The organism is Paraburkholderia sp. Cy-641 (assembly GCF_011752945.1).
Lineage (GTDB): Bacteria > Pseudomonadota > Gammaproteobacteria > Burkholderiales > Burkholderiaceae > Paraburkholderia.
Window position 1 is genome coordinate 38124 of record NZ_VWWM01000010.1, and the last position, 15067, is coordinate 53190.

Annotated in this window: 14 protein-coding genes; 7 read left to right on the forward strand and 7 right to left on the reverse strand. The window is 61.6% G+C overall.

Annotated features, from left to right (window positions below; translation table 11 throughout):
* Positions 1 to 3 precede the first annotated feature (3 nt).
* Entirely contained in the window at positions 4 to 1215 is a 1212-nt protein-coding gene (locus tag F3J20_RS07865) for a globin domain-containing protein (RefSeq protein WP_167046936.1), read from the forward strand.
* A gap of 256 nt (positions 1216 to 1471) precedes the next feature.
* A complete protein-coding gene (locus F3J20_RS07870; RefSeq protein WP_167282936.1) occupies positions 1472 to 2032 on the forward strand; it encodes an Rrf2 family transcriptional regulator in 561 nt (186 codons plus the stop codon).
* Between the two features lie 76 nt (positions 2033 to 2108).
* Here the strand turns inward: F3J20_RS07870 and F3J20_RS07875 are convergent, their stop codons facing one another.
* Complete coding sequence (locus F3J20_RS07875; protein WP_167282938.1) at positions 2109 to 2543, reverse strand: carboxymuconolactone decarboxylase family protein; 435 nt, start codon at positions 2541 to 2543, stop codon at positions 2109 to 2111.
* 73 nt (positions 2544 to 2616) lie between these two features.
* On the reverse strand, positions 2617 to 3048 hold the full coding sequence (locus tag F3J20_RS07880; RefSeq protein ID WP_167282940.1) for a GNAT family N-acetyltransferase: 432 nt from the start codon (positions 3046 to 3048) through the stop codon (positions 2617 to 2619).
* Positions 3049 to 3144: 96 nt separating this feature from the next.
* Between F3J20_RS07880 and F3J20_RS07885 the strand changes: the two genes are divergently transcribed.
* The 4 genes from F3J20_RS07885 (at position 3145) to F3J20_RS07900 (ending at position 7846) form a co-directional block, all read left to right on the forward strand.
* Entirely contained in the window at positions 3145 to 4560 is a 1416-nt protein-coding gene (locus F3J20_RS07885; RefSeq protein WP_167047207.1) for a PLP-dependent aminotransferase family protein, read from the forward strand.
* 89 nt (positions 4561 to 4649) lie between these two features.
* On the forward strand, positions 4650 to 5606 hold the full coding sequence (locus F3J20_RS07890; protein ID WP_167282942.1) for a helix-turn-helix domain-containing protein: 957 nt from the start codon (positions 4650 to 4652) through the stop codon (positions 5604 to 5606).
* A gap of 108 nt (positions 5607 to 5714) precedes the next feature.
* Entirely contained in the window at positions 5715 to 6443 is a 729-nt protein-coding gene (locus F3J20_RS07895; protein ID WP_167046951.1) for an alpha/beta hydrolase, read from the forward strand.
* 188 nt (positions 6444 to 6631) lie between these two features.
* Positions 6632 to 7846, forward strand: a complete 1215-nt coding sequence (locus F3J20_RS07900) for an NAD(P)/FAD-dependent oxidoreductase (protein WP_167046954.1) — start codon at positions 6632 to 6634, stop codon at positions 7844 to 7846.
* On the opposite strand, the gene F3J20_RS07905 is transcribed toward F3J20_RS07900, so the two are convergent.
* The 4 genes from F3J20_RS07905 to F3J20_RS07920 all read right to left on the reverse strand — a co-directional run bounded on the left by F3J20_RS07905 (position 7847) and on the right by F3J20_RS07920 (position 12716).
* A complete protein-coding gene (locus F3J20_RS07905) occupies positions 7847 to 8404 on the reverse strand; it encodes an Rrf2 family transcriptional regulator (protein ID WP_167046957.1) in 558 nt (185 codons plus the stop codon).
* 151 nt (positions 8405 to 8555) lie between these two features.
* Positions 8556 to 9656: a porin gene (locus F3J20_RS07910; protein ID WP_167047209.1), complete on the reverse strand. Its 1101-nt coding sequence runs from the start codon at positions 9654 to 9656 to the stop codon at positions 8556 to 8558.
* A 148-nt stretch (positions 9657 to 9804) separates the two neighbouring features.
* Positions 9805 to 11064 carry an FAD-dependent oxidoreductase gene (locus tag F3J20_RS07915; protein ID WP_167282944.1) on the reverse strand — a complete coding sequence of 420 codons (1260 nt, stop codon included), beginning with the start codon at positions 11062 to 11064 and terminating at the stop codon, positions 9805 to 9807.
* 38 nt (positions 11065 to 11102) lie between these two features.
* Positions 11103 to 12716, reverse strand: a complete 1614-nt coding sequence (locus F3J20_RS07920; protein ID WP_167282946.1) for an MFS transporter — start codon at positions 12714 to 12716, stop codon at positions 11103 to 11105.
* A gap of 551 nt (positions 12717 to 13267) precedes the next feature.
* On the opposite strand from F3J20_RS07920, the gene F3J20_RS07925 reads away from it, so the two are divergent.
* Complete coding sequence (locus F3J20_RS07925; RefSeq protein ID WP_167046966.1) at positions 13268 to 14209, forward strand: LysR family transcriptional regulator; 942 nt, start codon at positions 13268 to 13270, stop codon at positions 14207 to 14209.
* A 150-nt stretch (positions 14210 to 14359) separates the two neighbouring features.
* Here F3J20_RS07925 and F3J20_RS07930 read toward each other — a convergent pair whose 3' ends face one another.
* Positions 14360 to 15025, reverse strand: a complete 666-nt coding sequence (locus F3J20_RS07930) for a hypothetical protein (protein ID WP_345889850.1) — start codon at positions 15023 to 15025, stop codon at positions 14360 to 14362.
* Positions 15026 to 15067 lie beyond the last annotated feature (42 nt).

Here is a 15067-nt window from a genome sequence, read left to right on the forward strand (position 1 = left end):
CGCATGCTGTCCGAGAATTCAAGGCCCTATATCGATGCAAGCGTTCCTGTGCTCAGAGAGCATGGCGTAGCGATTACCCAGCTCTTCTATCGAACCATGTTCGAGGAACATCCGTCGCTCACCAACCTGTTCAACATGGGCAACCAGGCCAATGGCTCCCAGCAGCAGTCCCTGGCATCCGCGGTATTCGCCTATGCCGCAAACTACAACAATAGCGATGCGCTCGCCCCTGTCCTCGGACGAATTGCACATAAGCACGCCTCCGTGGGCTTGACCTCCGCGCACTATCCGATCGTAGGAAAACACCTGCTCGGTGCCATTGCCACGACGCTGGGCGATGCCGCAACGCCCGAGTTGCTGGGAGCCTGGGACGAAGCCTACTGGCTGATCGCTGGAGAACTCATCGCGGCGGAAAGCCGGCTCTACGAGCGCTCCGGCGTTGCTCCCGGCCACCGCAACATCATGCGAGTGACCGGGCGCGTCATGCAGGCCGAAGACATCGTCAGCCTGACGCTCGTGCCGGAATCCGGCGAGCAGCCGGCGAGTTTTCACCCGGGGCAGTATGTAACGGTCGTGGTGGAATTGCGGCCCGGCGTCTACCAGCAGCGTCAATACAGCCTCTCGGATGCGCCCAATGGCATGGCATGGCGAATCTCGGTACGGCGCGAGAGGGGGGTGAACGCCAATCCCGTTGGCGCGGTATCGAACTGGATTCACGACAACATCCAGGCGGGCGACACGCTCGCAGTCAGCCAGCCCTTCGGCGATTTCGCCCCTGCGCTCAACGGCGAAGGCCCCATTGCCCTGCTCTCGGCCGGTGTCGGCATTACGCCGATGGTGTCGGTACTCAACGCGCTGGCGAACCAGGGAACCCATCGCAAGGTAGTATTTGCCCATGCGGCAAGAAGCCGCGCCTACCTGGCACACCTCGATGACATCGAGGCGGCCGGACGCACGCTTGCGCACCTGAAGCTTCATTTTTACGTGGAGTCCGGTGAGGCGACCGGGCTCGCGAACGCGCCGACAAGATCGGGACGCATGGAAGCAGGCGAGCTGGTTGCCGAAGATCCCGATCTCGCCAATGCGACCTTCTACCTGTGTGGACCGTTGCCTTTCATGCAGGCTCAAAGGGCTTCACTATTGGCGCAAGGCGTGCCGGCCGACAAAATCCATCGCGAAGTGTTTGGACCGGATCTTCTGGACCATCTTCTCTAATCGCGATCGAATCCAGGCCGATCGCCGCGTCAGACCGGCAGGCCTGGATATGGGTCGAATCGAGCGAGGCGACGTCAGATGCGTGTCTTTTCCGCGATCGAATCTGGCAGGTTTCGGCCCATTGACGTCCACTTCCGTGCGGGGCGCGAGCGCGTAAAGAGGCCCGCTCCACGCGTGGCCCCGCACCGCGCTCGCTTGCAATCCATAATACGACCCGATATAGTCTGCGTTATAGACTGTTGAGGCACTTCGTGCTATGGCATACATCGGAACCGGCGTCGAATACGCCTTGCACTGCCTTCTCTGGCTCGTCGCTCCTCTCGAACATCGGCCCAGCAGCCGCGACCTGGCGGAAATTCAAGGCGTTCCAACCGCGTTCGTCGCGAAGATATTCCCGAAGCTGGAAAAGGCCGGCATCGTCGAAGCAAGCGGCGGCATTCGCGGCGGATACCGCCTCGCCCGCGCGCCCGAGGAAATCAGCGTCCTTGACGTGGTGGATGCGGTCGAGGGGCGCAAAGCGCTGTTCGATTGTCAGGAAGTCAGAGGGCGCTGCGCCCTGTTTGACAACAGGCCACCCAGATGGGCAACTCAGGGCGTGTGCGGCATTCATGCGGTCATGCTCAATGCCGAGAAGGTACTGCGCGACGAACTGGCGAAAACCAGTCTCGCCCGGCTCTCAGCCGGGGTTCTCGGTAAAGGCATCCCGGCGGGTTTTGCGAGCCAGGTGCACACATGGTTTGCCGGCCGGCATGAAGCGCGCGAGGATGCACGCATCACCGGAATGCGATCCCGCTCGACCACGCGCGAAGATACCTGACAGGTTCGATCACCCGGTGGCGTCGCGCGGCACGACTCTGCGCGAGGCCGCTATTGCCTGAATCGCGCGGCACGCGTTATTGCCGCATCCCGATTGCCAGCCGGTTGAATGCGCTCATCAATACAATGGCAAAGCACAGGTCCGAAATCTCGACGTCGCTGAAATGCGCCTTGAGCGGCTCGTAATCCTCGTCGGGGGCGTGCGTGCGGTCCACGTGCGTCAGCGACTCGGTCCAGGCCAGCGCGGCACGCTCACGTTCGCTGAAATGCTCGCTCACCCGCCAGCCCGCGAGACTGTCCAGCTTGCTATCGGGCACGCCGCCGGCGCGCAGCGCCTTGGCATGCATTTCCAGGCAATAGGCGCAGCCGTTGATCTGCGACATCCGCAACCAGACTAGCTCGATCAGCTCCTTGCCAAGACTGCTTTTATCCAGCGCGACTTTGGTGGCGCCGAGCCCACGGTAGGCTTCGGGGGAGAGGGTGTGATAAGGCAAACGTTTCGGGCTACTCATAAGAAATCTCCTACAACAAGGCAAGCTGCTAGAACGAAGTCGGGTTCGCTACGTGCGCGGTTACGTGCGCGACCTAGAGCGGCTGACGGAAGTGCATCCCCACGGCCAGAAGACCCTGACGGAAATAGAAGCGTTGTCCAAGCGAATTGGCGAGACCCGTGTCAAGCACGAAGTTCGTGCAACCCTGCTTGCGCGCCTCTTCGCGCAAGGCATCGATCAGCCTGGCGCCCAAGCCGTGGCCGCGAGCGTCGGCAGCCGTCACCAGGTCGTCGACATAGAGGAAGCGCCCGTACAACAGGTTTTCCTGAAGGCGATAGCCCGCCAGGGCCTTGACCTGATCGCCCTGCCATACGGCCAGCAAGCGATATCCCTGCCCGGCCTGACGACGCGCTTGCGCGGTGAAGGTGGCGGCGTCGGTCAGCTGCGGGCGTAATTCGCGCATGACCGCAAAGCTGGCCTGATAGTCCTGATCGCTATCGATAGGACTCAATCGAAAGGTGCTCATGTGTATTCGTGTCCGTTGTTACACGGACACTAATTTAGGACAATCATGGCCTATTCGACAGGTCCAAAAACTGAATTAATTAATGGGGCATTTGTCATGGATTTGCAGCACCTGAAGCCGAGCCGGGAGCAAGACGCGCCGATCTATCTGCAGTTGTACCGGCGCTACCGGGAAGCGATCGCTGCCGGCAAGCTGCAACCGGGGGATCGTGTGCCGTCGGTGCGCAGCCTCGCGAGCGAACTGAACCTCGCACGCGGCACGGTGGAAATGGCCTACCAGATGCTGTCGAGCGAAGGGTATTTCGTCGCGCGAGGCGCCGCGGGAACCGTTGTCTCTCCCCGGCTGGCGAACCTGGCCGAGCCGGGCAAGGCGAGAGCCGCGGTCCATTCCGCTCACGAATCCCACCGCCCGCAGGCCGCCGCGAGCGAGGTGCGGCCCTTCCAGCTCGGCCTGCCCGCGCTGGACGAGTTTCCGCGCAAGGCGTGGGCGCGCCTTGCCGGACGCAACCTGCGCAGCCTGGAAACCGTAGCCATGACCTACCCCGATCCCGCGGGATACGCCCCTCTACGGCATGCCATCGCGACCTATCTCGGCATCTCGCGCGGCATCGCGTGCTCGCACGAGCAGGTCTTCGTGACGGCGGGCTACCGGGGAGCGCTCGAACTCGTGCGCCATACGTTGCTACAGCAGGGCGACCTCGGCTGGTATGAAGAGCCGGGGTACATTTTCGCCCGGCAGCATCTGGAACGCGCCGGGATGCGCCTCGCGCCGATCGCCGTCGACGATGAAGGCCTCGACGTGGCGCTCGGCCAGCGAAGCGCCGCCGAAGCGCGCTTCGCGGTCGTCACGCCCACGCATCAAAGCCCCACGGGGGTGGCCTTGTCATTGCCGCGACGACTCGAACTGCTGGAGTGGGCGAGGCATCGCCGCGCATGGATCATCGAGGACGACTACGACAGCGAGTTCCGCTACCACGGTCGCCCCCTGCCCCCGCTCAAGAGCCTCGATCGCAATGGACGCGTGCTCTACACCGGCACGTTCAGCAAGGTACTGTTCCCCGGCCTGCGGCTGGCCTATCTGGTCGTTCCCGAGGCGCACGTCGGCAAGTTCAGGGACAGGGCAGACCACCTTCCCGGCCCGGGTTCCATCTTGCCGCAAGCGATCGTCGCCGATTTCATGGCGCAGGGGCACTTCGCCCGGCACTTGCGCAAGATGCGCGCGCTCTATGCCGAGCGGCGAGGCTATCTGTTCGAGGCCCTGACGCGGACGATGGGAAGCGCCCTGCAGATCCAGCCCCAGGCAGGTGGCCTCCACTTGCTCGCTCACCTGCCCCCACGGCAAAACGACAAACTCGTGACAGCGGCGGCTCAGGCCGCGGGGCTCGCCGTCGACGCACTGAGTCACTGGCGGCTGCGCAAATCGCCGCAAGGCGGTCTGCTGATGGGCTTTGCCAACTTCGCAACCGCCGCAGAAGCGGCCGCAGCGGTTCGGCGTTTACGCGACGTATTGTGAGCGTGTGAGCGAGGCGGTTCGCGTTGACAGTTTCAGCCAACGCTCTAGACTTGGCCATCCGACCGGATCGGCAAGCAACGAGGATTCGAATGAACAGGGCGACAATGCCGGCAACCCGCCGCTGGAGCACCGATGCCGTATCGCCGCGCGAGCGGCTCGATTACTGGCGCGAGGCCGTCTGTGAAGGCTTTCTGGAAATGACCGTCGACGCGTCGGCAAGCTCGTTTCACGGCACGCTGGAATCGGCGCCGCTCGAAGGCATCGGCATCAACCGCGTACGGAGCAGCACGCAGCATGTGTATCGCACTGCGCGTGCGATTTCCCGCGCGCGGGAAAACTATTTCTATCTGCTTTGCAAAACTGACTTCGCGTGGTTCGCCGAGCAGGACAGCCACCGCGCGGCGCTGCAGCCAGGCGACCTGCTGCTGGTCGATTCGCGCCGCAGCTACGCGTTTCATCTGATGTCGTCGGCCGACACGCTCTCGCTGGAATTGCCGACCGCCTGGGTGGAGCGCTGGCTCCCTCGTCCTGGCGACCACGTCGCGCGGCGCATCGACGGCCATCGCGGCTGGGGTTCGGTATTGAGCCGCTTCGCCTGCGAGCTCACCCCCGAGATGGCGATGCGCCCGCCGCTGCCCGCCCGGCTGCTGGCCGACCAGTTGGGCGCACTCCTCGCTCTCGCCTGCGATAGTCACGACCCTGCGGTGGCACCGGCCGCCACCGAACTGCGTGCGCGCGTACTCGACGCGATTCGCGAACGTCATACCGAGCCCCGCGTGACGGCACAGGAACTGGCCGAAGGCCTCGGCATTTCCGAGCGCAGCCTGCATCGGTGTCTCGCCGGCACCGGCACGACCTTCGCCAGCGCCTTACTCGAAAACCGCCTCGCGACCGCCAAAGCACTGCTCGAACAAGCGCGCTTCGACCGGCTGACGATCGCGGAAGTCGGCTACCGCGCCGGCTTTGCCGACCCGTCCCATTTCGCGCGCGTGTGCCGCCGGCATCTCGGTGCGACTCCGCAGGCCTTGCGTCGACAGTTTCGCTGAGCGAGCTTCGACTGGCAGCGTGGGACGATCCCGTTGGCGGAACAAAACGATCCAACAGCCGCGCCGCGAATTAGACTAAGCCTCCCGAAAACCATCGAGAGGCAAACAATGGCCGATACCTATCTGCTCGTGCATGGCGCATGGCATACCGGTGCGGAGTTCGAAGCCGTGGCCGACGCGATCCGCGCGGCCGGCTGCACCGTGCACTGCCCGACCCTCGCGGGCAACCGCCCCGGCGACGACCGCGCCACGACCGGACTCGCCGACGCAATCGATTCGCTGGTCCACTTTATCGAGGATAACGAATTATTCGATATCACACTGGTCGGTCACAGCTACGCGGGCATGGTGATCTCCGGCGTGGCCGATCGCCTGACCGAGCGGCTCAGGCGCATCGTGTATGTGAACGCGTTCGTGCCGCTGGACGGCGAGTGCCTGAATGATCTGGTCCCGCCGCATCACGCGGCGCTGTTCGACGCGATGGCCGCGGCCAACGGCAATGCGCTGATGCTGCCATTCGAGGTCTGGAGAGAAAGCTTCATCAACGATGCAGACCTCGCGCTCGCGCGCTCCAGTTACGCGCAGCTCAATCCTCAGCCGTACCGGACCTTTACCGAGGCGATCTCCCTGAGCCGCCCGCTCGCGGCGCTGCCGCTCGGCAAATCCTATCTGAACTGCCAGCAGGACACCGCGATGCCGCATAGCCTGCCGTGGCATCCGCGCCTGTCCGAGCGGCTGGGACTGTTCCGGCTCGTCGAATGTCCCGGCAGCCACGAGACGCTGTTTTCGGCGCCGCAGCGGCTCGCGCAGGCGATCATCGAAGCCGGACGGGATTGATTCACGCCACCCCGGCGGATCGCCGATCGCGCCATCCGATCCGCGTACATCCGCCGATCTCTCCCTTTTAACCGAGTGGCCCTTCAGAAAAAAAGCTTGCGCATCCAAACTACGACAAATAGAATCGCAGTTATCGGCAGCAGTGATGCCTTCCTCAACTTCGATCATCAGATCAGGAGCGATAAAACATGAAACAACGGATTCTTGTCATCGGCGCCGGCTTTGCCGGTACGTGGAGCGCACTGGCTTCGGCCCGTCTGCTCGATATGGTCGGTCGCACCGACGTGGAAATCGTCCTCGTCGCACCGGAGCCGACCCTGCACGTCCGCCCTCGCCTCTACGAGCAAAACCCCGGCGGCATGAAGGCTCCGCTGCTGGACCTCTTCAAGACCGTCGGCGTCGAGTTCGTGCAGGGCAAGGTGGACCACATCGACGTCGAAAAGAAGAAAGTGACGGTCGAGGGTATCGGTGCCGACAGCTCGCGTCAGGAATTGAGCTATGACCGCCTGGTGCTGGCGGCAGGCAGCCGTCTGTTCAGCCCGCCGATTCCCGGCCTCAAGGAACATGCGTTCAACGTCGACCAGATCGCCGACGCAACGCGGCTCGAAACCCATCTCCATGGCCTGGCAAACCGCCCCGCAAGCGCCGGGCGCAATACGGTGGTGGTCGCCGGCGCGGGTTTCACCGGCATCGAAACCGCGGCGGAAATGCCCGCCCGCCTGCGCGAGGTTCTCGGCCAGGATGCGGACGTGAACGTCATCATGGTCGAGCGCAACGATGCGATCGGTCCGGACCTCGGTCCCGGCCCGCGGCCGATCATCACGCAGGCACTGACCGAACTGGGCGTGAAATGGAAGCTCGGCTCGGGCGTGGCGTCGATCGACGCGCAAGGCGTGACGCTGGAAAGCGGCGAACGCATCGAAGCCGACACGGTCGTCTGGACCGCCGGCGCGCGCGCCAACACGCTGACGGCACAGATTCCCGCCGAGCGCGATAACTTCGGACGTCTACATGTCGACAGCAACCTGAAGGTCAAGGGCCTCGATGCCGTCTATGCGACCGGCGACTGCGCCCGCGCCGCCACCGACGATGAAGGCAACCACACGATGATGGCTTGCCAGCACGCGATCGCCCTGGGCCGCTCGGCGGGCCACAACGTCACGGCAGACCTGCTGGGCGAAGAGCCGATTCCGTACAGCCAGCCCAAGTACGTGACGTGCCTCGACCTCGGGCCGTGGGGCGCCGTCTATACGGAAGGCTGGGACCGTCAGGTCAAGCTGACTGGTGCCGAAGCGAAGAAGCTGAAGACGGAAATCAACAGCGTGTGGATCTATCCGCCGAGCGGCGCCGACCGTGCCGCGGCACTGGCAAGCGCGGACCCGCGCCTCGTCGTGGTGGCCTGATCAGGCACGCTTGCGGCTGCGGCCGCTAACCGGTTCGGCCCTGTCGCCGCGCCGGTTGGCAGCCCGATCCGAGAGCCATTGCACCACCTGCGTACCGAAGGCGGCCGGCGCCTTGCTTTCGGTACGCTGAGCGAGATCGGCCAGTGTGTGGCGCTTGAGTTCCGAGCGCATCACTTTTTCCGCCGCCTGCATGACCGCGTGGATCGAACAGACGCCGCGCGTCGCCCAGCCCGGCGCTTCGTCGCCGAATATTGCGCAGCGCGCGCGGATTTCGCGGCAATCGAACAGGGCTTTCTCGCCGTCGATCGCGACGACCACGTCATGAACGGTGATGCGAGCAGCGGGCCGGGCCAGCCTGAAGCCTCCCTTGATGCCCTCCGTGGCGACCACGATTTCGGCCTTCGCGAGTTTCGTGAAGAGCTTCGCCAGAAAGTCGGCGGGAACACCCTGCAACTCGGCGAGATCGCGCACGCTCGCCCCGCCGGTGGACACATCGGAGTCGGCCAGATACAGCAGGCAATGCAAGCCGTATTCGACTCCGGAACTGATGTGGGACATAAACAACCAGGATTTATTGGATCGTAGTTCAAAGCCTATACGAGTCCTCATCCCGACGCAAGTTACGCCCACGGGTCCGCGGAGTCCGCGGGGTCCGTGCAACACAGGAAGTCGCCCGGATGCCCCGCTCCGTGGATGGACGATCTCCGCTTCAGAAGCTCGTCCTGATACCCGCCATCACGCCAAGCTGGCTGGTTCCCGCAGGCGGAGTGGTTCCGCCGCCGCCCAGGCTCACCGTATAGCTCGCCTTGGCGCTATTGCTCAGATAACCGCTCTGGAGATAGACGGAGGTTCGTTTCGAAAGAAAATAGGTTCCCCTAACGATTGCCATCGTGGCTCGGGTATCCTGCTGCGCATTGACGATCCTGACAATCTGCCCGTCGATCAGACAGGCAGGGGTGACCTGATAGGAGGCGTTGGCAAAGAACATGTCATAGCGTCCCTCGGGCGCGGGCCCTTCCGTCGTCACGTACCGGCCGATCCATCCGCCGCCGAACTTCAACGAACCCCAGATGCCATAGCCGTTGATCGTGGTGTGGACGTCCTTGTCCATATTGCCGGTCAACGGTGTGGGCGGCATGCCGTCGAAGAAGCTGACGGCGGCGCCCGGTCCGCCATGCTGTACGTCGTATGCCGCTGCAACGCCGTAGCTCGCACTGTCGTATTTGAGCATCGCGGTCCATTGACTGCACTGGGACATATGGCCGGCCGCCGAACCCACACACGTACCCTGGCCCGGCGTGTTTCCCGTGCCGGCGGAATCGCGGCCGAATGAGTAGGTCGCCCCGACGGTCACACCGTGAAAGGTGCCTTTATAGGCAACGGCATTGTCGCTACGTGCAACGGCAAGATACGGATCGACGGAACTGATGCTATAGATGTTCGGGCCGAGGACATTCGCATCCGCCAATGCCCATGTCGTCATGTTGTATTGGCGGCCAAACGATAGCAATCCGTAGGGCGTATCGAGGCCGACAAAGGCCTGGCGGCCGAACAGCCGGCCGCCTTGTCCCAGGCTGCCGTTGTTCGAATTGAAGCCGCTCTCCAGCGTGAAGACCGTACTGATCCCTCCGCCCAGGCTCTCGCTTCCGCGAATTCCCCATCTGGACGGTACTTCGCCCGTCAGACTCGGCATGCGGACCAGCCCGCTATTGCCCGACGCATGCGAAACGTATTCGATGCCTGTATCGATGATTCCGTAAAGGCTCACAGAGTCGGCTGCATGCGCATAACCGGACAATAGCAGAGCCATTCCGAGCGTATTTCGGAAAATATAAAGTCGCATTTCTGTCTCCAAACCAGGGGTCTCGTTTTTTTCTTTGTCGGTGACGGAAGTCAGGGAATCTCTCGCGGACCCGCTGCTTCCGTCATCTTTGCCATCTCAGACTGAGATTTTCTGCTTATCCTTCCGCGCTCGACTCCACTCCCTTTTGCTGGCTAATAGGCGGGGGCGCCTGGACTGTCGGGGCCGCTGCGTCGAATAAGGCCGCGCGGTCCCTCGTGAGCGGGGGATAAATGCGTTGGCGATTGATCGTCTCCTTGACCCTCTTCGCCCGCGCTCCTTGCGCCGCCAACTTGCGGTCCCAGCCTTCGGTATAGACAGCCCCCCAGGGACCGAGATCGAGAATGGTCGTATACCAGTCGATGTCGAGCGACAACATCGGCAGACCCAACAGATCGCAGACGACGTTGTGCCCGGCAAATCGCCCCATCGGACGACCGTGCTGGCAAGACATGACCGACGCGTGCTCGCCGTCGAAAAGCGCGCGCGCCACGTCGCCTGCCGCAAATACGTCGCGAACGCCTTCGACCTGCATGTATGCGTTCACGGGAACGCGGCCGAGTGCGTCGTGCTCGACAGGAAGACATTTCGTCAAGGCATTGGCCCGCATCCCGCCGCACCACACGATCGTCGATGCGTCGATTCGCTTTCCGTCGGCCAGTGTCAGCCCTTTGCCGTCCACCGCCTGAAGCTCCATGCCCGGCATCAACTCGACGCCCAGTTCGGTGAGCGCATGCTCGATGACGGGTTGCGCACCGCCCATAGCCGTTGCGATCTCCGGCGTGCGATCCGCGAGAATCACGCGAATGTCCGAACCGTCGCTCCGGGAATCTCCACGAGATGCAGCGAGGCTGCGCAGTCTGCTCGGCAATTCGGCCGCGATTTCGATTCCAGTCAGGCCGGCGCCGATGACGACGGCAGTCAGACTCCCCGCCTCGGTGGACGCCACGACGTTTTCAAGGTGCTGTTCCAGTCGCTTCGCACCCGCGTAGGTATCGACGTCGAACGCATGTTCGGCGAGGCCAGGAACCGGCGCGTAGGCGAGCTGGCTTCCCGAGGCCAGTACGAGCCTGTCGTAGGAGATCGATCTGGCATCGCCGTCGACCTTCACGGTGACACGCTTCGCCGAGGAATCGATGTCCGTCGCTTCCCCTTTGAGCCATAAGACGCCCGCCGGATCGAGCACATCGTCCAGAGGGACCAGCGTCTCCTCGAGATTCTCTTCGTAGTTCCGAACCCGAATGCTGTGATTGGCCGTCGGATTCACCAGCACCACTTCGACTTCCGAGTTCATGTTCTGTTCGTCGATCTTGCGTGCGGCTCCGAGGGCGCTCCACAATCCGGCAAACCCACCACCAATTATCAATATTCTCTTCATGACGATTTTCCGAATAAACAATATTGAAGTTAAACCGATTAATTGATGTCGTTATTTTTTGTTTCGGTCATAAACAGCGCGCCAACGACGAACGCCAACGCGGCGACACCAATCGGATACCAAAGTCCGGCGTAAATGTTGCCGACTGAAAGATTGAGTGCCGAAACGACGAACGGCAGCATGCCTCCAAACCAGCCAGCTCCTATGTGATAGGGCAGCGAAAGCGACGTATACCGAACGTTCGCGGGAAACAGTTCGACCATGAAGGCAACAATCGGACCGTAAATCATGGTCAACAGTATGATGAGATACCAGAGCAGCAGAAATACCATCGGCTTATTGACCTGGGTCTCGTCGGCATGTTCCCGCCAACCCGCACTTTCGAGCGCGGCTTTCAGCTTTGCGGCGTCGAACCCTTCAATCCGCTGCGAGCCGATCGTCGTGACCATCCCGGTGCCGTCCGCGGGCTGCGTTCTGTACGAGACACCGGCAAGGCTCAGGTAGTCGCGAGTCTTATCGCACGCGGTAACCGCTGGGGAGAACAGGCGGAATGTGCAGTCGTTAGCCGATACGTCAATGGCGGTGTCCGCCAGAAACTTCTCCAGCTGCGGATTGGCGTAGTGCGTGAGCGCCTTGAATGCCGGCTGAATCGTGAGCGCGGCGGCAAGACAGGCCAGTACCATGATCCACTTTCGACCGAAATGATCCGACAACCACCCCGACACAAAATAGAACGGAGCCGCTGCGATCAATGACGTGACCATCAGGACGTTGGTCGTCTCGGGATCAACCCTCAGGACGGTACTCACGAAGTAGAACGAATAGAAGTGCCCGGTGCCGTAAAGCACGCCGACTCCCGCTGCCGCGCTAAACAACAGAACGAGTACTTTCTTCAGGTTCTGCCGGTCGAGAAAACTGGCGGCAATCGGGTTGCGAGCGAGCTTTCCCTGAGCCTTGCATTGCTCGAAGACCGGCGATTCGTTCAGCCCCGCACGCAACTTGATGGCCGTGTAGAGAAGAATCAGCGACACGAGAAACGGAATTCGCCATCCCCACTTATCGAACATCGCGGTGCTCATCCAGGCACGCGACATCGTCACGACGATGATCGACAGCACCAGACCGCCCGTCGCCGTCATTTGCAGGCAACTGCTGACCAGCCCCCGGCGGCGCTTATCCGCATGCTCGGTCAGGTACGTGGCGGCACCGCCCACCTCGCCGCCGAGTGCCAGTCCCTGCAAGAGGCGCAATACGACCAGCAGAACAGGCGCGAGAACGCCGATCTGCGAATACGTCGGCAGTAAGCCGATGCCCATCGTTGCACCGCCAATGAGTACGATGGTCATGCCAAACGTTCGCTTTCTCCCGATCCGGTCGCCGATATAGCCGAAAATGATCGCGCCGATCGGTCTGAGTACAAACGCTGCGCCGAAAACCGCCAGACTCGACAACATCGCCGCCGTCGGATTACCGGGTGGAAAAAACAGATGGGCGAACGTACCGGCGAGCGCCGCGTAGATGTACAGGTCGTACCACTCCAGGAGCGCGCCGAACGATGAGGCAATAACGATTCTCGATCCCCGTACGATCCGATGCCGTCTTGGCAAATGCTGTCCATCCCTGCTGCCGACTGCTGTATTGTCCACTTCCATGTCTCCTACCTTTCTTTAAATATGGCGAATATAGAAGGCGGCTATAGTCTTCGATCGATGCAACATCACGATCAGCCCCTTTTATTCGGGCACCGCTCTATCGCCAAGCCGAATGCGCTTGTCCGATTCCAGCACGGTAGACCCGGTCACCGGGCAGGTCTATAAATCGAAATCAATATGCATTATTATGATTTTCTATAAACCCGCCCCCAAGAGGCTGACGCCGTTTTCGGGAGTTGAAAGATGTGACCGGGCTTGCCGGCCATACACCGGGTAGCGCGACAAATCATCGGATTGATGAGCCGCATAACTGCCAGTGCCTTCCCGGCGCGATCCTCGTTTACCCGCTTATCGACGGCCAATCGATGGGGATGCATGATGCGGAATCGCATCGAGCGCGCATCGGGGCTGCAAGCGGAGAATCGTACCCGCCGGCAGACGCAGCCTCCGCCGCGTCCTCCACACCCCCGATATTGCATACCTCAGGAGCGAATGGGCGTGAGCGCGCCTCTAACGCTACCGCGCGAGTACACGATTGAAGGATGTTGGCAATGAATGACATTGACCTGAAGCTGCTGCAAATCTTCGACGAAATCTATACCGGCGGGAGCGTATCTCGCGCAGCCGAAAAGCTTGCCCTGAGCCAACCCACATTGAGCGTCGGTCTCTCCAAGCTAAGACGCCGTTTCAATGATCCGCTCTTCGTTCGGGGAGCGGGGGGGATGCGCCCGACACCTCATGCGGAAGCGCTCATCGAGCCAATCCGCGAAGTTCTTCGACTCTTGCAATACACGCTCTCGCTTCAAGCCGTATTCGATCCGATGTCATCGGCGCGCGTTTTCCGGATCGCGATGACAGACATTAGCCAGGTGGTATTGCTACCGCAAATTCTGGCTCAAGTCCGCGTGACGGCACCGAACGTACGCATCGAGACGTCGCATATTTCGGCGGACACGCCGACGCAACTCGAAACCGGCGAAATCGACCTGACGATCGGCTACATGCCGCATATCGAGGCTGGCTTCTATCAACAAAAGTTATTCGACGATCACGTCGTCTGTCTATTGCGAACCGGTCATCCACGGATCGGCCCGCGTCTGACGCTCAAGAGCTACCTGAGCGAAGCGCACCTGGAAGTACAGGTGACCGGCAGCGGATTCGTGGCGGTAACGAAAATGCTCGAGACGGAAGCACCTCAGCGACGGGTGCATCTGCGCATTCCGAGTTATCTGGGGATTGGAGAGATATTGGCCGGCAGCGATCTGCTCGCCACCGTTCCGCACCTGCTCGCCGACGTATTGCAAAGGCGCAACGCGCTACGGGCGCTACCGGTTCCCATCGGTTTGCCCTGCTTCACCATTCGGCAGTACTGGCATGCGCGGTTTCATCACAATCCGGCATGCCGCTGGATCAGGCAAACCGTTGGCGATTTATTTAACGGCCTGGGTTCTTCCGTCACGCCGGAGCATCCTGTGGGAGAAGAGCAATCCTGAGTCTTCAGATCAAGCGCGTGAAGACCCCTTCCCTTGCCTACGCCCGGCGCGATCCGTTTCAGGTAACCGCCGCTCTGACCGATCGGTCAGCCGTTTGACGCATCGCGGCGATACACGCCACGACACACGCCGCGATGCCCTTCCGGCTATTCAACGCGCCCCATTCTTGCCTGCATTGAAAATCGATCTGTAATACGCATCCCCACTATCAAGGTGAGTACGGAATCCGAATCCCTGATCGAGCATGGCCTGCATGTCGTGACGCTCGATACGCATCACATAGCTATGCTCATTGGTCACCAGTGCGCAGGCACCGCCCGGCACATCGACCGAGCGAAACCACTTGCCGGGATCGGCGTGGCCACTGGGGAACGTCTGTCCCTTGAACTCAACCTGCCATCCGCCATCGAGCAGAATCCAGTACGGTGCTTCCGGGTCCGCGGTGCCGTCGCATTTCGCAATCACCGCACCGGGGTCCGCTTCCCACTCGTGCGAGTGGTCGATCACCCATTGCAGTTGAGCCGTCGTCAGCGCGGTAAAAAATGGCGTGTGCCGCAAGAGATGCAAATAGGTAATGGAAGGTTTCATTGTCATATTCCTGACGGCGTCCGGCTCGCGTTTACCGCTGCAGGACGCGATACCGAGCGCCGAAATCAGCGCCAGCAGCGGGATCGAAAAGCGCCTGCACCAACGGGCCAAACGTCCGCGTTCCCGCTCATGTGAAGTGTCGCGGCTTACCATGTGATGACTGCCGGGCTCACGCGATACCGCGCAAAGCATTGGCCATGATCGCAGCGCGAGATAAATTTTCTGCACCCATCGAACATCTCCTGTTCAGCGTGAATTACAGGCAGCATG